At 62.5% G+C, this 16120-nt stretch carries 19 protein-coding genes; 6 read left to right on the top strand and 13 right to left on the bottom strand.

Features of this window, described 5'->3' with window-relative positions; genetic code table 11:
- Nucleotides 1–37 precede the first annotated feature (37 nt).
- Nucleotides 38–916 (bottom strand): c-type cytochrome, encoded by an 879-nt coding sequence (locus AC3FKG_RS27230; protein WP_488744632.1) that lies wholly within the window; start codon nucleotides 914–916, stop codon nucleotides 38–40.
- A 308-nt stretch (nucleotides 917–1224) separates the two neighbouring features.
- Here AC3FKG_RS27230 and AC3FKG_RS27225 point away from each other — a divergent pair, with 308 nt between their 5' ends.
- Nucleotides 1225–1689: a Bug family tripartite tricarboxylate transporter substrate binding protein gene (locus AC3FKG_RS27225; RefSeq protein ID WP_483714123.1), complete on the top strand. Its 465-nt coding sequence runs from the start codon at nucleotides 1225–1227 to the stop codon at nucleotides 1687–1689.
- A gap of 68 nt (nucleotides 1690–1757) precedes the next feature.
- On the opposite strand, the gene AC3FKG_RS27220 is transcribed toward AC3FKG_RS27225, so the two are convergent.
- The 6 genes from AC3FKG_RS27220 to AC3FKG_RS27195 all read right to left on the bottom strand — a co-directional run bounded on the left by AC3FKG_RS27220 (nucleotide 1758) and on the right by AC3FKG_RS27195 (nucleotide 8786).
- Nucleotides 1758–2018: a hypothetical protein gene (locus tag AC3FKG_RS27220; protein WP_483714124.1), complete on the bottom strand. Its 261-nt coding sequence runs from the start codon at nucleotides 2016–2018 to the stop codon at nucleotides 1758–1760.
- A gap of 39 nt (nucleotides 2019–2057) precedes the next feature.
- The gene (locus AC3FKG_RS27215; protein ID WP_483714125.1) at nucleotides 2058–2318 is read right to left on the bottom strand and encodes a hypothetical protein; all 261 of its coding nucleotides are present in this window, start codon (nucleotides 2316–2318) and stop codon (nucleotides 2058–2060) included.
- A 781-nt stretch (nucleotides 2319–3099) separates the two neighbouring features.
- Nucleotides 3100–3816: a cellulose biosynthesis protein BcsS gene (gene bcsS, locus AC3FKG_RS27210; protein ID WP_488675010.1), complete on the bottom strand. Its 717-nt coding sequence runs from the start codon at nucleotides 3814–3816 to the stop codon at nucleotides 3100–3102.
- A gap of 14 nt (nucleotides 3817–3830) precedes the next feature.
- Nucleotides 3831–5975: a glycosyltransferase gene (locus AC3FKG_RS27205; protein ID WP_483714128.1), complete on the bottom strand. Its 2145-nt coding sequence runs from the start codon at nucleotides 5973–5975 to the stop codon at nucleotides 3831–3833.
- 330 nt (nucleotides 5976–6305) lie between these two features.
- Nucleotides 6306–7496, bottom strand: coding sequence for a cellulose synthase complex periplasmic endoglucanase BcsZ (gene bcsZ / locus AC3FKG_RS27200; protein ID WP_488744631.1), 1191 nt, complete (start codon nucleotides 7494–7496; stop codon nucleotides 6306–6308).
- A gap of 357 nt (nucleotides 7497–7853) precedes the next feature.
- Nucleotides 7854–8786, bottom strand: coding sequence for a LysR family transcriptional regulator (locus AC3FKG_RS27195; protein WP_483714494.1), 933 nt, complete (start codon nucleotides 8784–8786; stop codon nucleotides 7854–7856).
- A 134-nt stretch (nucleotides 8787–8920) separates the two neighbouring features.
- Between AC3FKG_RS27195 and AC3FKG_RS27190 the strand changes: the two genes are divergently transcribed.
- The 4 genes from AC3FKG_RS27190 to AC3FKG_RS27175 are packed head-to-tail and all read left to right on the top strand — an operon-like array spanning nucleotide 8921 to nucleotide 12342.
- Nucleotides 8921–9892, top strand: a complete 972-nt coding sequence (locus AC3FKG_RS27190; protein WP_488744630.1) for a hydroxymethylglutaryl-CoA lyase — start codon at nucleotides 8921–8923, stop codon at nucleotides 9890–9892.
- Nucleotides 9893–9912: 20 nt separating this feature from the next.
- Nucleotides 9913–11061: a CaiB/BaiF CoA transferase family protein gene (locus tag AC3FKG_RS27185; RefSeq protein WP_488744629.1), complete on the top strand. Its 1149-nt coding sequence runs from the start codon at nucleotides 9913–9915 to the stop codon at nucleotides 11059–11061.
- Between the two features lie 58 nt (nucleotides 11062–11119).
- Nucleotides 11120–12091 carry a Bug family tripartite tricarboxylate transporter substrate binding protein gene (locus tag AC3FKG_RS27180; protein WP_488744628.1) on the top strand — a complete coding sequence of 324 codons (972 nt, stop codon included), beginning with the start codon at nucleotides 11120–11122 and terminating at the stop codon, nucleotides 12089–12091.
- On the top strand, nucleotides 12088–12342 hold the full coding sequence (locus tag AC3FKG_RS27175) for a hypothetical protein (protein ID WP_483714135.1): 255 nt from the start codon (nucleotides 12088–12090) through the stop codon (nucleotides 12340–12342). The genes AC3FKG_RS27180 and AC3FKG_RS27175 overlap by 4 nt, the downstream gene beginning before the upstream one ends.
- Here the strand turns inward: AC3FKG_RS27175 and AC3FKG_RS27170 are convergent.
- Both AC3FKG_RS27170 and AC3FKG_RS27165 read right to left on the bottom strand, forming a co-directional pair.
- A complete protein-coding gene (locus tag AC3FKG_RS27170) occupies nucleotides 12318–13349 on the bottom strand; it encodes a transporter (protein ID WP_488744627.1) in 1032 nt (343 codons plus the stop codon). The genes AC3FKG_RS27175 and AC3FKG_RS27170 overlap by 25 nt on opposite strands.
- Before the next feature lie 503 nt (nucleotides 13350–13852).
- Nucleotides 13853–14104: a hypothetical protein gene (locus AC3FKG_RS27165; protein WP_488744626.1), complete on the bottom strand. Its 252-nt coding sequence runs from the start codon at nucleotides 14102–14104 to the stop codon at nucleotides 13853–13855.
- 206 nt (nucleotides 14105–14310) lie between these two features.
- On the opposite strand from AC3FKG_RS27165, the gene AC3FKG_RS27160 reads away from it, so the two are divergent.
- Nucleotides 14311–14769: a hypothetical protein gene (locus tag AC3FKG_RS27160; protein ID WP_483714138.1), complete on the top strand. Its 459-nt coding sequence runs from the start codon at nucleotides 14311–14313 to the stop codon at nucleotides 14767–14769.
- 243 nt (nucleotides 14770–15012) lie between these two features.
- Here the strand turns inward: AC3FKG_RS27160 and AC3FKG_RS27155 are convergent, their stop codons facing one another.
- The 4 genes from AC3FKG_RS27155 to AC3FKG_RS27140 all read right to left on the bottom strand — a co-directional run.
- Nucleotides 15013–15273, bottom strand: coding sequence for a hypothetical protein (locus AC3FKG_RS27155; protein ID WP_488744625.1), 261 nt, complete (start codon nucleotides 15271–15273; stop codon nucleotides 15013–15015).
- A gap of 44 nt (nucleotides 15274–15317) precedes the next feature.
- The gene (locus tag AC3FKG_RS27150) at nucleotides 15318–15578 is read right to left on the bottom strand and encodes a hypothetical protein (RefSeq protein ID WP_483714139.1); all 261 of its coding nucleotides are present in this window, start codon (nucleotides 15576–15578) and stop codon (nucleotides 15318–15320) included.
- A gap of 44 nt (nucleotides 15579–15622) precedes the next feature.
- Nucleotides 15623–15883, bottom strand: a complete 261-nt coding sequence (locus AC3FKG_RS27145; protein ID WP_483714141.1) for a hypothetical protein — start codon at nucleotides 15881–15883, stop codon at nucleotides 15623–15625.
- A gap of 49 nt (nucleotides 15884–15932) precedes the next feature.
- Nucleotides 15933–16120: hypothetical protein (locus AC3FKG_RS27140; RefSeq protein WP_488744624.1), on the bottom strand; the 188-nt coding region annotated here is incomplete at its 5' end.

Below are 16120 nucleotides of genomic sequence, written 5' to 3'. Positions count from 1 at the left end.
TGCGCGGCACGCAGACCGCGCAACGGGGACAGGAGCGTTACTGCCGGGGCGCGGCAGCGGTGGCTTCGGGTTTGCGGTGGGTCGCCATGTGATGGAAATAAGCGAGCAGGTCCCGGAGTTCGGCATCGGGCAGCGTCTGCGGGTCGATCGACGGCATGCGGGCCTCGGGCCACCAGCGCAGCGACTGCGGATTGCGGATCAGCCCCGCGAGCTTGTCGTCGCCCAGATATTCGACGGGGCTGTATGGCAGGTTCAGGTCCGGGCCGAGGTGGGAATCGCCCTCGCGGTTCAGCGAATGGCAGGACAGGCAGACGCGCTGGAACGCCGCAAAGCCGCGCATGACCGGGCCATCGGCGGGCAGCCCCGCGGCCGGACGGATGGCCGGATAGCGCGCGGCGGGTGAAGCGGAAATGTCGATGCGCTCGATGTTGTAGGTCCAGTAGCTCTCGGTGACCTTTCCGGCGCGTCCGGCCGGACCGGTCCAGACCAGCCGGAACGGTCCGATGCCCTGGCCCTTGAGCTTTGGCCACGGCGCTGCGGGATTCTCGACCGCCAGCCACGCACGCGGCTGCGCCTTGCCCTCGGCCAGCAGCATGGCCATCGGCAGGTGCGACACGTAGCCGTCAGAGGCTGCCGTGGTGGCGCTGCCATCGGCCGTCACCGGCAGGCCGGCGAGCAGGGCTGCGAACGGGATCGCCTTGAGGGTCACGCGCAGCTTCAGGTTCTCGTCGTCGACGCTGATATCGGCGAGGCGGCGATCATGCAACAGTTGCTCGACGGTCCAGCTTCGTTGCTGTGTGCCTGACGTAATGGTCAGCGTACCGGGGCCGGCCGCGACCGCCAGCGTTGACATGCCGACTGCCATGGCGGCCGCGAAGCCAATCTTGCCCAACGTCCTTGCTATCCACGCGTTCATGCCTTGGTCTCCCACGCCCGGGATCATGCCGCCGGCCCCCTGGCCTGGTGCGGTCCTGTCCGGACTGAATCTCCCGGGGTCGGGGACCCCGGGGCGGATCAGACTGTAACCCGCCGCGCGCGTTGGCTCAATTGGTTGAGGGGCACCGTTACCATGGTAACGGGCCAATTCGTTTGGCTACCGCACGATGTCGATCAACCCGGCGCGTGACTTGCTGCCAGTCGGGCTGGCCGGCACCTTCGACCAGGTGTTGGTGACCCATCCCGGCAAGAAGACCGGCAACCTCGCCAGGGCATATCGCCTTCGAGATGCTCAAGGCGCGCACGCAGATCCAGGGCACCCACGTCCCCTACAAGGGCAATGCTCCGGCGCTCAGCGACGTGCTGGCGGGGCAGGTGCCGGCGGGCTTCCTCGCCACGCCCACGGCGGTGCAGTACATCCGCAGCGGCAAGCTGGCGCCGCTGGCCGTGTCAGGGCTCAAGCGCGATCCGCTGCGGCCCGATGCGCCCACGGTGGCGGAAACCGGGGTGTCCGGCTTCGAAGCCGAATTCGCTTTCGTGATGCTGGTGCCGGCCGCGACGCCGTCGCCGATCCGCGTGCGCTGGGAGCAGGAACTCAAGGCAGTGTTTGCCGATGGCGACTTCCAGCAGACGCTGCTGTCCCAGGGCGTGCGGCCCCAGGCGACGGACGGCACCCAGGGCGCGCAGTGGCTGGCTGCGGGCAGCAAGCGCTGGGGCGAGCTGATCCGCAAGCTGGGCGTATCGCTGGAGTGATCCGCCTGGCATCGGGGATATCGGGGCAGGGACGGTGGCGCGAGGCGGCTCCGTCCCTGCGGCGCGGCTCAGTGCTGCAAGGCCGCTACCATGCCCCCCACGTTGTTGATCGTGTTGGTCACGGTCTTCATGTCGACGCTGGTGCGGGTCGAGGCGTCGGCCTGCGTGACCGGTGCGAAGATCGTGTTGGGGCTGGCAAACGAAACGCCCGCGCCGTTGGTGATGGCATTGATGCCGGAGTTCACGAAGACGCTGCCACCGCGTACGGCGCCCATCTTGGCGTGGTCAAGGTCTTGTTCGAGCGGCAGGTTCTGGATGGTCAAGGACATGATGGTCTCCTGGGAAGGTGGTGCGAAATGGGTGCGGGATCAGTGCTGCAGCGCCTGGACGATGCCGCCGACGTTGTTGAGCATGTTGTTGACGGTCTTCATGTCGACGCTGGTGCGGGTCGACGCATCGACTTGCGTGACCGGCGCCACGATCGTGTTCGGGCTGGCGAACGAGACGCCCGAGCCGCCGGTGATGGCATTGATGGCGGAATTGACGAAGACGCTGCCGCCGCGCACGGCGCCCATTTTGGCGTGGTCGAGGTCTTGTTCGAGGGGCAGGTTCTGGATGGTGAGGGACATGATGTAGCTCCTTGATGGTCTGGTCTGGCTTTCGGTGGTGAGCATCAGATGTTGCGCTCGGAGGGATATACGCATGGGGTATGCCAGGGCGTCGCCGGCAACGGCATCGCGCTATCAAGTCATTGAAATAAAAAGATAAACCGCCAATCTCCGTGCGCGAAGGGGACGGCATGGCCGGTCCCGCTGTTTGCCCGGCACCGACACTGGAGTGCGAGCGTGTTCGCGGCAGGCCGACACCTGCGTGGCGTCCGTCGAATCGCGAGCCGATTCGCGGAACGATTTGCCCGCAGCCGAGCATTGCTGGGGTCTGCCTGATACTGAACCGCGCGACGCCGAAGCGCCGCGCGGTGGTGGGGATACGGCGCGTCGGTGGCTTATGCCACGGCCTGCGCGTCCCTCTTCACGTTAATCAGCGTGAACACGAGCGTGCCGGTCTTCGACTGGGTCTCTTCATCAAGCAGGAGCTTGACTAAACCGGTTGCCGGCCAGTCGTCAGCGCGGCCATCGGCTCATCGGTTGTCTCCGGAAATCGGTGATGGACAAAGAAAATCGCCCATCAAGGGGCGATCTTTGCAGCAATTGGAGCCGCGCGGAGCGTGCGGGTAGTGGCGGCAGAGTGGTGGGCGACCTCGCTAGCTCTGCCTACCGTCGCCGCTCAATGCTGCAGGGCCGCGACCATGCCGGCCAGGTTGTTGATGGTGTTCGTCACGCTCTTCATGCCGACCGCCAAACCTTGATCGTCTTTCGGAAAAGGCCAGCTCGCGAACTCCGCCTTTTCGCATTAAAACGCCTTGGACAGCTCAAGCCCACCATAAAAGGCACGCGGGATTCCTGCTGTTTTCTTCGCGCCGCCAAAAAACCCGAGATTCAGATCCTTGCCGACGGAGATGCCCGTCAGCACAAGTCCGCCCTGCGTGGCATGGTAAAAAGGATCGCCGTGCTTGATCAACTCCACGCCGGCCCAGGCCTTGCCGAAAACCTTGTAGAGCAGGCGCCCTCGCGCCCAGTAAGCCTTCGGTCCAAAGTTGTAGCTCCCGATGCCATTGACCGCCCAGTTTTGCGCGAACTCCTGCTGACCCAGCACGGTCAGCGCCAGTCCCCATTCGCCGCCGTCATTACGATTGTCAGCGCCCTCGGGAGATACCCGGTTGTAGCGATACCGCGCCCCGACCGTTGCCTCTGCCCACCCGGTTTGCCAGCCGTTCTTCACGCCGATCGCAGCTTCCGCGGACTGTCCGTTCACGGAGACGGTGGTCCCGTTGGAATCGTACTTGTAGTGGTAATCGCTGACCACGAACTTCTGGGTCAGGAATGATACCGGCAGGAGATTGTCGCTAACACCTACGTACTCGCCGCGCTCGCCGCCACCCGCAAAGCTTGCGCCCCCGAACACGAATGGACCTGCTGCTGCCGGCATCGAAGCCAGCAGCGAGGCTCCTCCGAGAAGCGTTGCGGCGAGCAGCCGGCGTGCGGCGCCATGGCGCGTGAACTGCGTCATAAAGTCACTCTGTGTTAGGCCGCGCCGTGCACGGCAATGTTATAGAGATGGAAGTCACCGGTGGGGGATGTTACACGACCCGTGGGGGTGAGACGGATGGCCTGGTCGCGCTGGTGTCCCTTCTGCCCGGTATAGCGCTGGCGCAACGTTGCGCTCGCGCTATGGTCCAACTCGATGCTGCTGAATAGCAACGGTGCTCCGCCTTCAATGGTGGCGATTGCCACCGGCAGCATACCTGTGCGCAGCGGCTGCATTAACAACCCCGCAGCCCAATTGGCCGGGACGGAAGACTGACTCTCGCCTCGCCTGATGATTTCGGCCAGACGGGTTAGCGGAGGCGTCTCTGTTTCACGCAGGCCGCCCATCTCGAGTTGGAGCCGGCTGCCGAACAGAAACGTTTCAAGCGCGCCGGTATTGCCATGTATCGACCATTTGAAGCGCAATCCGATCGATATTTCGCTGACCGATCCAGTCTGCGTCGTTTTGACGAAGCTTGTGGTTGCCGTATCACGAACGATGAGATTAGGCAGGTGCACTGCGACGGCCACTTCGTCGCCTAGCGAAAGAGTGGGCAACGTTTCACCGACATACAAAGCGCCATTCGGAGACAGGTCCGAGGTAAGGCCAAGATAGGTCTTGTCGTTGTGCGTCACCGTGATCGGGACATGCAACGGAAAGCGATACTCTGTCCGGCGATTGAGCGAATGCTTGCGCGCGTACATGGCAACCGCCACGGCCGAGCCCAGCGTCATCAGCGTCCAGAACATCGTTACCAAGCCTGCGCCGAGCGGGATCGTACCGTTGTAGATCCGGTAGATGCCGACAGGAACACTGGCCGCCGCCACGCCGCAGATGACGAGAAGCGGCGAAAGCCATAGCCACATCTTTCCTGTTTGCGACATCTGCTTGTCAGTGACAGCGAAAGGGATGTTCTTGCGAAACAATCCGATGCTGGTGGACATGAACGCAAAGAACCGTGCCATGGCGTACTGCTCGCTCAGGAACAGAGAGTTGTATCCTCGTCCAAGTTCCAGGTGGACCAGTATTGAAAGCAAGTAGTAAAGGCAGAACAGAAGGAGGAACGTGTTCAACGGGGCGACGATCGGCAGTGCACCAGTGAGGAACACGGCAGGGGGCATCAGAAAGAAGACCAGCTTCTGCCAGCCTTCGAAGAAGAACAGTGCCGATGCGAGGTAGTTCAGGCGCTGGCCCAGCGTCAGTCCTCGTCCAAACAGAATGTTCTCGCGGCGGAAGACCTGCATGGCTCCCATTCCCCAGCGCATCCGTTGCTTCAGGTACGTATCGATGCTGTGCGGTGCCAGTCCGAACGCCAATGATTCCGCGTGGTAGACCGACTGATAGCCAAGCTTGTGCATCCGAATAGCGGTGTGCACGTCTTCGGTGACGGTTTCAGTGGCAAAGCCGCCGATTCGCACGACGGCCGACCGGCGGATCGCGGCGCAACTGCCACAGAAGAACGCCGCGTTGAGCGCGTCCTTGCCGCGCTGGATCACCTTGAAAAACAGTGCTTGTTCATCCCAGACGCGCTTCTTGCCCTGGCGATGGTTGAAGGAATCGATGTTGAAGAAATCTTGCGGCGTCTGAACGAATGCAACGCGCTCATCGCGGAAGTACCCGAGAGTCTTCATCAGGAAATCCTTGCGCGGCGCGTGGTCGGCGTCGAAGATCGCGATGAAGTCGCCAGTGCTGTGTTTTAGCGCATTATTGAGGTTCCCGGCTTTGGCATGCGCATTGTCGTCGCGCGCCAGATAGCGGCAGCCGAGTTCCTCGGCCAACGCGCGCATCGATTCCCGGCGGCCGTCGTCAAGCAGCCATGTGACATGCGGATAGTCCATACGCATGACTGCCAGCAGCGTCCGCCGTATCAGTTCGACCGACTCGTTATAGGTCGGTACGTAGACATCGACAGTCAGGCCTGGCTCCGGCTGTGGCGCTTCCCGGACAGTGAGCCGGTACGTCATCAGGATGAAGAGCAGGCCGCTGACGTAGCCGTAGACCTCGGCCGCGTAAAGCGGGATCGAGAAGAGGGGGGCCGACAGATTGACTGTGCCCAGACGCCACCCCATGTACACCAGTCCCACCAAGATATAGACGGCGACAAGGAGCTTGATGGCGCGGTTCGGCTGTTCCGTTTTCATACTCACGTTCATTCTTCGGCTTGCATTGTCGGGGGATAAACGGACAAGGACGCAGGCGAGCCCATGCCCACGTGAGCCTTCCACTGATACATTCTGTTACGCCTTTGGAAGCGGTCCGCATGATATCTGCAAACCGCCAAGATGGCGTCGACATCGGCTCCATTGTGCCGCGCGATGCGCATGTCAGGATACCCGAGTGTCGGTTTCCTGCGAATGAGTGCCTCACCCTAGACTTCCTTCAGCTGAATCGCCTGATGCCGTGCAACTGGAAATGTGGCGTAAGCGACTTTAAGGAGTCGTAGTGCCGAGGTGACGGAAGTCGAGCGCCTCTCAGTGCTGGAGCAAGTCGAGTTGCCCCGAGACAGAGAACCGGTAACGCCGCTCGACAAAGCCCAGACCGAACAGGCCCAATACCGTGTCGTAGTAGGACGGGCCGCTAGCCCCTGACGGCGCTCCCACGATTTGCTGCGCACGAACCCATTGAGTCGTCAGAGCTGCCGACTCCACGGCCTTAAGGAATGGCAGCAACGCTGCGGAGAAGCCCGCGGGTCCGGCGCCTTCAACCTTCCCGGTCTCCGTGTGCATTCTCTCGGGCGGAGCGGGACGGCCTTCCATGCGCGCAGCATTGGGCAGCAATGCCTGGAGCAGCGTGCGACGCGTGTGGTCCTGATCTGGTGTCATGCCAGCCCACAAATAAACTCGCACAGCGTCGTAGCTGCTGATGTCTCCCTTTACTGGATCGCGCAGGAATCCGTGTCCACAGTCCCCGGCGCGGTAGGCGGCCCAATCCGGTACGACGCCTGCGCGGCACAACGCGCGGACCAGCTTAGCCGCCTGTCCCGCCAACGCCCCCCACGGGCCTTCAGGGTCGAATATGGCCAGTCGCCGCAGAAGCGGCACGGGCAGATAGCTCGGATTGACCCGCCATTGACGGCATAGACCTGGGCCGTTCGTGATAAATCCTTGTGGGCCAGGGAGCAGCATGGGTCCGAAGCCGGGCAGGGAGACGATTTCCTGCGCTGCCACCTGGCGCAGCAAAGCGCGCGCTGCGCAGGCATAGGCAGGAACATTCCACACACGCGCCGCTTCAACAAGCGCAAAAGCGAACCACAAGTCGGCATCCGCCGCCGGATTGCGATCCATTACTCCCCACGTGCCGTCGTCGCGGTGTCCCCACTGCCACGCGGGAAGCTTGTCGTCCAACCTGCCATCTCCAAGGTTGGTCACGCTCCATTGCCACAGTCGGTCAAACGTATTGCGGTCGCCGGCGATCAAGGCAAACACCATGCCGTACGACTGTCCCTCCGACGTGCTTTGGTGGGCGGGCGTAGAAAAATCGATGACACGGCCATCCGCTTGCACGAAGCGCTCCAGGAACTGCAGATAAAGTGGCCAAGGCCGTGCGCGCGGTGTCGAAGTTGGCGAACCTCCCGAGCTTGCTGAAGGCTTGGAACCAACTATGGCGAGGGTGCCTAACGCGCCGGCGCGAGCCAGGAAGCGACGACGTGTCTGATTTGTCATTGCGAAGGGAGCGCGAACTGGTAGTGCATCAGTATTGGGTCTGTGCTTTATGTCTTCCGTGGCTCAGCCAAGTGGAGCAGGCAAGCATGCCATGTTTTGATTGTATGACAAGCCAACTGCCGGGCGGCTCAGCAGGCGTCGGCTTTCAGACTGGAGCTGACATGTGAATGTCTCGATGAACCATCGACGAGGGTCTCCTGGCCGAACCCCGACGTTGGCTCACCTTTCCAGGCCAGGGGCAGGCATTGGAGTTCGGCGGCTCTCAATCCTTCTTGAGAAAAATCGGCCGTCGGACCGGACGGCTGGTCGGGGTTGTACTAGAGTCGGAGCGATGGCGCCATCCATACCAAAGGTGCTTTAGGAAAGCGCAGGCTGTTTCTCGCTTGTGCGGGGCGCGGCACGGACTTGCAGAAAATCGACCAGTAACTTGCCGACCGGCGACAGCGCATCGAAGTCGCGCGAGCAGATCGTGAAGCGGCGTCGCGCCCAGTCGTCGCGTAGGGGGATGGCGCGAATGCCCAGCGCCTGCGCAACCGGCGCCGCGATCTCCCGGGGGAGGATGGCTAGCCCAAGGTCCGCGCGCACGCAGCGCAACGCAGCGTCGAACGTCGATACAACTGCCCGGTAGTCGATGCGGCGACCGAGAATGGCGGCGTGCCGGTTCAGCATGGTCTGCACGGCAGTCTGCGCCGGCATGCCGATATGCTTGAAGTCCAGCGTCTGCGCGAACTCGCAGTCGTCGAACTGTGCCAGGGGATGTGAACCATGCACGATTGCCGCCAGATGGTCAGATCGATATGGGCGCGTCTGAAACCCCTCCAGGTCGGCTGCATCCCAGCAAACGGCAATTAGCGCCGAGCCTTCGCGCAGCGACCTGACGACGTCAATACTCAGGCTTTCCTCGATCGTCACCCCGACATCCTCATGACCGGCGATCTGCAGAAACGCCGCGATGTCGTCCGGCAACGACTCGGCCATCGACGACACGGTAGCGAGCAATCGCACCTGGCCTCGAATGCCGGAGCCGAAGTCGGCCATGTCGCGTGCGACGCGATCCGCCGCAGCTAGCATGGCGCGTGCGTGAGTCAGCACAATTTCGCCGGCGGCGGTGGGCACCACGCCGCGACGGCGGCGGTCCAGAAGGCTTGCGCCCACGGTCTCTTCCAGTTGCGCCAGCCGTTTGCTGATGGCCGACGCCACGATGTGCTGTTGTTCGCCGGCGCGTGCGATGTTCTGGGTTTCGCACACGGCGACAAACAGCCGAAGGGTAGTCAGGTCGAGATCTCTCATGCTCGGATTGTAAGATGAGACATTCCGATATGGAACGACAAGGGTGGTAAAAGATCGCTTCATATCGTTTTCGGAACGAAATAGAGTTTCCGGTATTGCCTGACCCTTCTGGCGCCATGCCGCTATCACAAGCTATGACCGCTTTCCCTGACGTTCCCCATCCGGCCATCTGTCCCGCGCGTGCCGTAATCCGTGAAGTCGGGCTGCGCGACGGGCTGCAGAGCATCCGGACCATCATCCCCACTGAACAGAAGAAGGCGTGGATACGTGCCGCGCACGCCGCTGGCCAGCGCGAAATCGAGGTTGGCTCGTTCGTGCCGGCAAAGCTGCTGCCGCAACTGGCCGATACCACCGAGCTGGTGGCGTATGCCCGGACGCTGCCGGGGCTCTTTGTCTCGGTGCTGGTGCCCAACTTGCGCGGGGCGCAGAGGGCCATTGCCAGCGGCGCCGACCTGATGATCGTGCCGCTGTCCGCCAGCCACGCGCATAGCCTGGCCAATTTGCGCAAGACGCCCGACGACGTGGTGGCCGAGGTGGCGCGCATCCGTGCGGCGCGCGATGCCGCCGGCGCCAGGACGTTGATCGAAGGCGGAGTGGGCACGGCCTTCGGCTGCACGCTTCAAGGTCGCGTGGAACCTGATGAAGTGCTGCGGTTGATGCAGGCGTTACTCGATGCTGGTGCCGATCGCGTGAGCCTTGCCGACACGGTGGGTTATGCCGATCCTCGCATGGTGCGCGAACTGTTCGAGCGCGCCATCGTGCTGGCCGGCGAGCGCTTCTGGTGCGGCCACTTCCATGACACGCGCGGCCTGGGTCTGGCCAACGTGCTGGCGGCGATGGAAACGGGCGTCACGCGCTTTGACGCCTGCCTGGCCGGCATTGGCGGCTGCCCGCACGCTCCCGGCGCCAGCGGCAACGTCACGACCGAAGACCTGGCCTACATGCTGGCCAGCATGGGCATCGAGACCGGCATCGATATCGGCGCGCTGCTCGCGCTGCGCCAGCAGGTCCAAGGCTGGCTGGCCGGGGAAATACTGCACGGCACCCTATGGCGCGCCGGATTGCCCCGAACGTTCGCTGCCAGCACCCGCCTCGCGGCGGCCTGATCGACACCATGGACCAAACCATGCAACAAGAGAACACATCGCTGCCACTGGCCGGCATTCGCGTCGTCGAATTCACCCATATGGTGATGGGACCCACTTGCGGCATGATCCTGGCCGACCTCGGCGCCGAGGTCATAAAGGTCGAGCCGCCGGGCGGCGACAAGACCCGCAATCTTCCCGGCCTGGGCATTGGCTTCTTCCGCGCGTTCAACCGCAACAAGAAGAGCGTGGTGCTGGACATCACGACCCGGGAGGGGGCCGTCGCAGCCGCCGAACTCGCCGGCCAGTGCGACGTGCTGCTGGAGAACTTCCGTCCCGGGCTGATGGAAAAGCTCGGCCTCGACTACGCGACGCTGTCCGCGAAGTACCCGCACCTGATCTATGTCTCGCACAAGGGCTTCCTGCCAGGCCCGTACGAAAAGCGCCTGGCGCTGGACGAAGTGGTGCAGATGATGGGCGGCTTGTCATACATGACCGGGCCGAAGGGCCGGCCGCTGCGTGCGGGCTCCTCGGTCAACGACATCATGGGCGGCATGTTCGGGGCCATCGGCGTCCTGGCGGCCCTGCGAGAGCGCGACCGTACGGGCCGTGGACAGGAAATCCAGAGCGCGTTGTTCGAGAACTGCGTGTTCCTGGCGTCACAGCACATGCAGCAGTTCGCGATGACGGGCGAGGCGCCGCCGCCGATGCCGTCGCGCATATCGGCCTGGAGCGTCTACGACGTGTTCACGCTTGCTGACGGCGAGCAGCTCTTTATTGGCGCGGTCAGCGACAAGCAATTCGTCACGCTTTGCCAAGTGCTGGGCCACCCGCAGTTGACCGAGCGACCCGAATACCGCGACAACGCCTCGCGCGTGGCCGTACGGCCGCAATTGCTGGAAGAACTGGGAACAATCCTTCAACACCATCGCGCAGGAGCGTTGATGCCCCAGCTCGAAGCCGCCGGCATTCCCTATGCGCCGATCGTGCGCCCGGACCAGTTGCTCGACGATCCGCACCTGATGGAAAGCGGCGGCCTGGTGCCAATGCAGGTCGACGATGGCTCGATCGCTCCCACGGTCTTGCTGCCGCTGCTGATGGGCGGCAGGCGCCCTGGCGTCAGGCATCCGTTGCCCAAGCCCGGCGAGCACAACGAGGAAGTGCTCGGACGCCTCGCATGGCCAGCCTGAACGCGTCGGTCTGGTCCCCTCACAGTAGTTCCTATAACAATGCATGACGGAGACAACCATGAATGCACGCCCCCGCTGGAGGGCCGTGGCTGCGGCCACTGCCTTCCTCCTCTGTAGCGCGCTACCTGCGCTGGCCCAAAGCGGCAAGCCGGTGCGGCTGATCCTGCCGATCAGCGCGGGCTCCGGCGTCGATGCCATCGCTCGCACCGCAGGCCCGGCTCTGGGCAAGGCCATGGGCCAACCCGTGGTGATCGAGAACCTGCCTGGCGCGGGTGGCATTACCGGCGCCGCCGCTGTGGTCAAGGCACAGCCTGACGGGACGACGCTGGGACTGGTCTCGAACAATCACGTGATCAATCCCAGCGTGTACAAGTCGATGCCCTTTGACCCGATCAAGGACGTGACTCCCATCAGCGTGCTTGGCGCCACGCAGCTCGTGCTGGTGGTCAATCCGAAGGTCCCTGCGAAGAACGTCAAGGAACTGGTCGCGCTGCTCAAGGCAAAGCCGGATGCCTACAACTATGCATCGTCCGGTAACGGCACCATCATCCATCTTGCCGGCGAGATGTTCCTCAGCGAAGCGGGCGTCAAGGCTAATCACATCCCCTACAAGGGCACCGGCCCGATGGTGACCGATCTCCTGGGCGGCCAGGTGGACATGGGGGTTGTCGCGCTCAATGCGGCGTTGCCCTACCTGAAGGCTGGCACCTTGCGTGCCATTGGCCTGTGTGGGGAAGCGCGCTCGCCGGTGGCGCCAGACGTGTCCACCATCGCGGAGCAGGGGCTGCCCGGCTACCGCGTCGAAGGCTGGTTCGCGGTCATCGGTCCCGCCGGCATGAAGCCCGCTGACGTGAAACGCGTACACGATGCGTTTGCCACAGCGTTTTCCAGCCCCGAGGTGGTGGACGCTCTGAAGAAGCAGGCAACCGTCGTCAAGCCCGGGTCGCCCGAGGCCGCGGCCCAGTACTTCCGTGCCGAAGCAAACCGTTACGCTGGCCTCGTGAAGAAGGCCAATGTGAAGGTCGAATGATCCGTCCCATCGAAAACATGCCCGTCTACCAACTCGGCGAACTCACGCCATCCATTGTTGCGCTTGCAAACGGCATCGTAACCAACGCCTCACCGGGAGCGCTACGCGCGGCAAAGCGCCACCTGTACGCGCATGCAGCCTATGACTGGGAGCGTGCGGCGGCGCGCAAACGACTGGCCGAGCGCATCGAGGCGGAACGGTACAAGTCCGTGCCCAACCACTTGTATCACCTGCCGCCAGAGCCTGGCTGAGCACACGCGGGTATTGGATCTAACCACTGGTATTGGAGCGTCAGCGTGAGCGCCTTGTAGTCGCCCCCCGCCCGGGTCATGAATCCCTTTGACGCGCCAAGCTTGGCCGACCAGCCCGCAGCCATTGGCACCGACAGCGTGATGCCATAACGTGCGTTCTGCTGTCGGTCGGCGTTGGCGATGCCATTCACCGAGGTGTTGCCGCCGGTGTAGAAGCCAACATCGCTCGCAATCCAGAACGCGGGCCGAAACTGATAGCCGCCGTGCAACTGGAATACCCAGAGGGGCGATTGTGAACGGCGGTTGCTGCCGAGGAAATCTGGGTTGTCGCTGAAGAGCCACGCGCCCGCGGAAACCTCTGCAAACCAGTTGCGCAAGGGCTGCGACAATCCGATCTCCGGCTTGACGGCCCAACGATTGGCACCGATGTTGATTAGGCGGTTCGCATTGAATTTCCCGGTTGGTGCAATGACTGTCACGCTTCCACCGAGCGTGGTAGCGGGTGTCCTTTTCAGGAAATCGGCCGGCTTCAGCGCGGAGCCGCCCAAGAAATTCACGGCCAGTCGCATGCGGGCGTCGCCAATTCCCGCTCGATGGACCGAGTTCGGTGCGTCGAACACGTTTCCACTGACATCGGCGTTCGCAAACGGCATGAAAACGCCAATCGATGCCGTTCGCCCAAAGAGGTCAAACGCGTGCACGTAGCCGGCCCCATAGATGGATATTCGGGCTCGCACATCCGAGATAGGCAGGGACGGGTCGGTCAGCACATCGCCAGTCAGCAACGAATAGTTGGCTGCGAGAAAGTTGGCGCCAACAGGCAAGGCGGAATAAGCGCGAGGTTCCAACTCCTGCGCGTGGGCGACCGTCAGAGCCCAGGGAGCGAGCCAGAACCACGAGGTAAAGGTACGCCAAAGTGCTGGCATGACCATGCCTTCTTTCCCATTGATCCTACACATGATTATGGCTGAGGCTGAAAGGCGTGCTTCCCGAATGTGCTCGATCATGTTCTGGAGACCTCATTTCCCCTTCAGAAAGCCCCATTCAACCGCGCTCCTGAGAGCGGCTTTATTGCGCTGCCGCAACCAGATTGACTCCAACGTTGTTGCGCCCAAGATGGTCATCGGTTGTGCGTAGTGATGCTCCCGCTGCAACACTCCGCCCTTCGGGTACCTTCAAGTCTCAGCATGTCATAACGCAATTGCTTGGGGAGTTGCTCCTTATCAAGAGGCACCGTCGGAGCATTGATATCAATATATTCATACGGCATGCTCGGGTCGGCAGGGATACAGCTATGTACCTGCTCGGCGCACGCCCATGACGGGATAGCGGGTGCTTCGCAGCGCTCCGAGGCTGAGTCGAAATGATTGGGGAACCGACATGAGCAGCGCCCGGGGTTCTGGGTGGGCCTCTTTATCAGCTTTTGCGTCAAGCACACTTATCGGACGATGCATTGCTCCACGTGCGCCAACGCTTCCTCGTCATCTCCCTCTTTGCCTGGCTTCCGCTTCTATTGCTTTGTGCCGTGGATGGAAGCCTCCTGGGCAAGGACGGGGGAGTGCCATTCCTGATGGACATGGAGGTTCACCTTCGCTTTCTCGTGGCGGTGCCTCTGCTGATCGCTGCGGAATTGGTGGTGCACCAGCGCCTGCATGGCATCGGGCAGGCATTCCTGGAACGAAACCTTGTTCCCGAGGTGACCAAGGATCAGTTTGATGCCGCGATCGGAGCGGCTTTGCGGCTGCGCAACTCTGGAGTCCATGCTGTTTATTCCTGCCCAGTCGGCCGCTGGATAGGAATGATTTCAAACCGGTATTTTGAGTCCTCGTGCGCTGAGGCGCCCTGTCGAACATGCATTGCCTCTCCAGAATCGATGCGTGCAGCTATCGGTTTCTTGTAGTGGATCAAGCCTCCCGCCTCTCGTTAAGCTTTATTGAAAACATCATATCGCGCTGAGGGAGCGTTGCGATGAAGGACGTAGTTACACATAGCCCTCCCGATTCAGGAGAGCACACCTGGAAGCGTTACCCAATTGTCCAGCAGTCGCTCACAGTACGGGCTGGCAATGTCATGGGCAGCCTGGGTAACTGTCTTCGCGCGTATGTCACCTCGCGACGTTGCGCGCAGGCAGCCGATCTCCTGTGGAAGTACTACGGTCTCCTAATGACCGACGAGATTCGCCAGCGGTTGATGTGCCTCATTGTTGGAGGTGGAGGGAAATTTACGCCGCAAGCCCTGGCGATGCTTTACCTCACGGAGATGCTGGACGAGTATGACGGGGATCCTTACGCCCCGATCATCCACGCGAGCGTCGAGTTTTGGCTGCGCCGCGCCACCGCGGCGAATGCCAGAAGTCGGCTACCGGACTCCAATCGCTTTGTGCGCCTGAGGGAGATTGCTATGCAGAAATACGGCTGGGAGCCGTAACGTCAGAAGCCATCTCCCGGATGGGAGCCATCGGCCGGCGAGCGCATTGTCCAGAGCCACCAGTAGGTCTGAGGCACCCTCGGACGTCGGCCACGGCGATCATGCGGCACGCCTCTGTCGCTGATTCGGGCACGTCTGCTACTGGCCGGAAAAGGGGGAGGGCGTCCGGAAGCCACGCGGGAGCGCGGGTAGTGGCGGCAGAACGGGCGGGGCGGCCCCGCTCGCTCTGCCGCCCGTCGCCGCTCAGTGCTGCAGGGCCGCGACCATGCCGCCCAGGTTGTTGATGGTGTTCGTCACGCTCTTCATGTCGACGTTGGTGCGGCTCGATGCATCGACCTGCGTAACCGGCGCGAAGATCGTGTTCGGGCTGGCGAACGACACGCCGCTGCCACCGGTGATGGCATTGACGCCGGAGTTCACGAAGATGCTGCCGCCGCGCACGGCGCCCATCTTGGCGTGGTCAAGGTCTTGTTCGAGGGCGAGGTTCTGGATGGTCAAGGACATGATGGTCTCCTGGGTAGGCTGAAATTGCGCTGATTGGGTGTGGATTAGTGCTGCAGGGCCGCGACCATGCCGCCCAGGTTGTTGATGGTATTCGTCACGCTCTTCATGTCGACGTTGGTGCGAGTCGATGCATCGACCTGCGTAACCGGCGCGAAGATCGTGTTCGGGCTGGCGAACGACACGCCGCTGCCACCAGTGATGGCGTTCACGCCGGAGTTCACGAAGATGCTGCCGCCGCGCACGGCGCCCATCTTGGCGTGGTCGAGGTCTTGTTCGAGCGAGAGGTTCTGGATGGTCAAGGACATGATGGTCTCCTGGGTAGGCTGAGATTGCGCTGACTGGGTGTGGATTAGTGCTGCAGGGCCGCGACCATGCCGCCCAGGTTGTTGATGGTGTTCGTCACGCTCTTCATATCGACGCTGGTGCGGCTCGATGCATCGACCTGCGTGACAGGTGCGAAGATCGTATTGGGGCTGGCGAACGACACGCCGCTGCCACCGGTGATGGCATTGACGCCGGAATTCACGAAGATGCTGCCGCCGCGCACGGCGCCCATCTTGGCGTGGTCAAGGTCTTGTTCGAGCGAGAGGTTCTGGATGGTCAAGGACATGATGGTCTCCTGGGGTAGGCTGGAATCGACGAGATGAGAGGGACTGGATTTAGTGCTGCGCGGCCTGCACGATGCCGCCCACGTTGTTGAGCAGGTTGCTGATGCTGGTGAGGTCGACGTTGGTGCGGGTCGAGGCATCGACCTGCGTGACCGGGGCCACGATGATGTTGGGGCTGGCGAAGGACACGCCGGCGCCGCCGAGGATCGCGTTGACGCCATTGTTCAGGAACAGGCTGC

The organism is Cupriavidus sp. 22TCCZM04-2, assembly GCF_057798895.1.
Note: the sequence above shows the minus strand (reverse complement) of the source record. Positions and strands in the feature narration are given on the sequence as shown.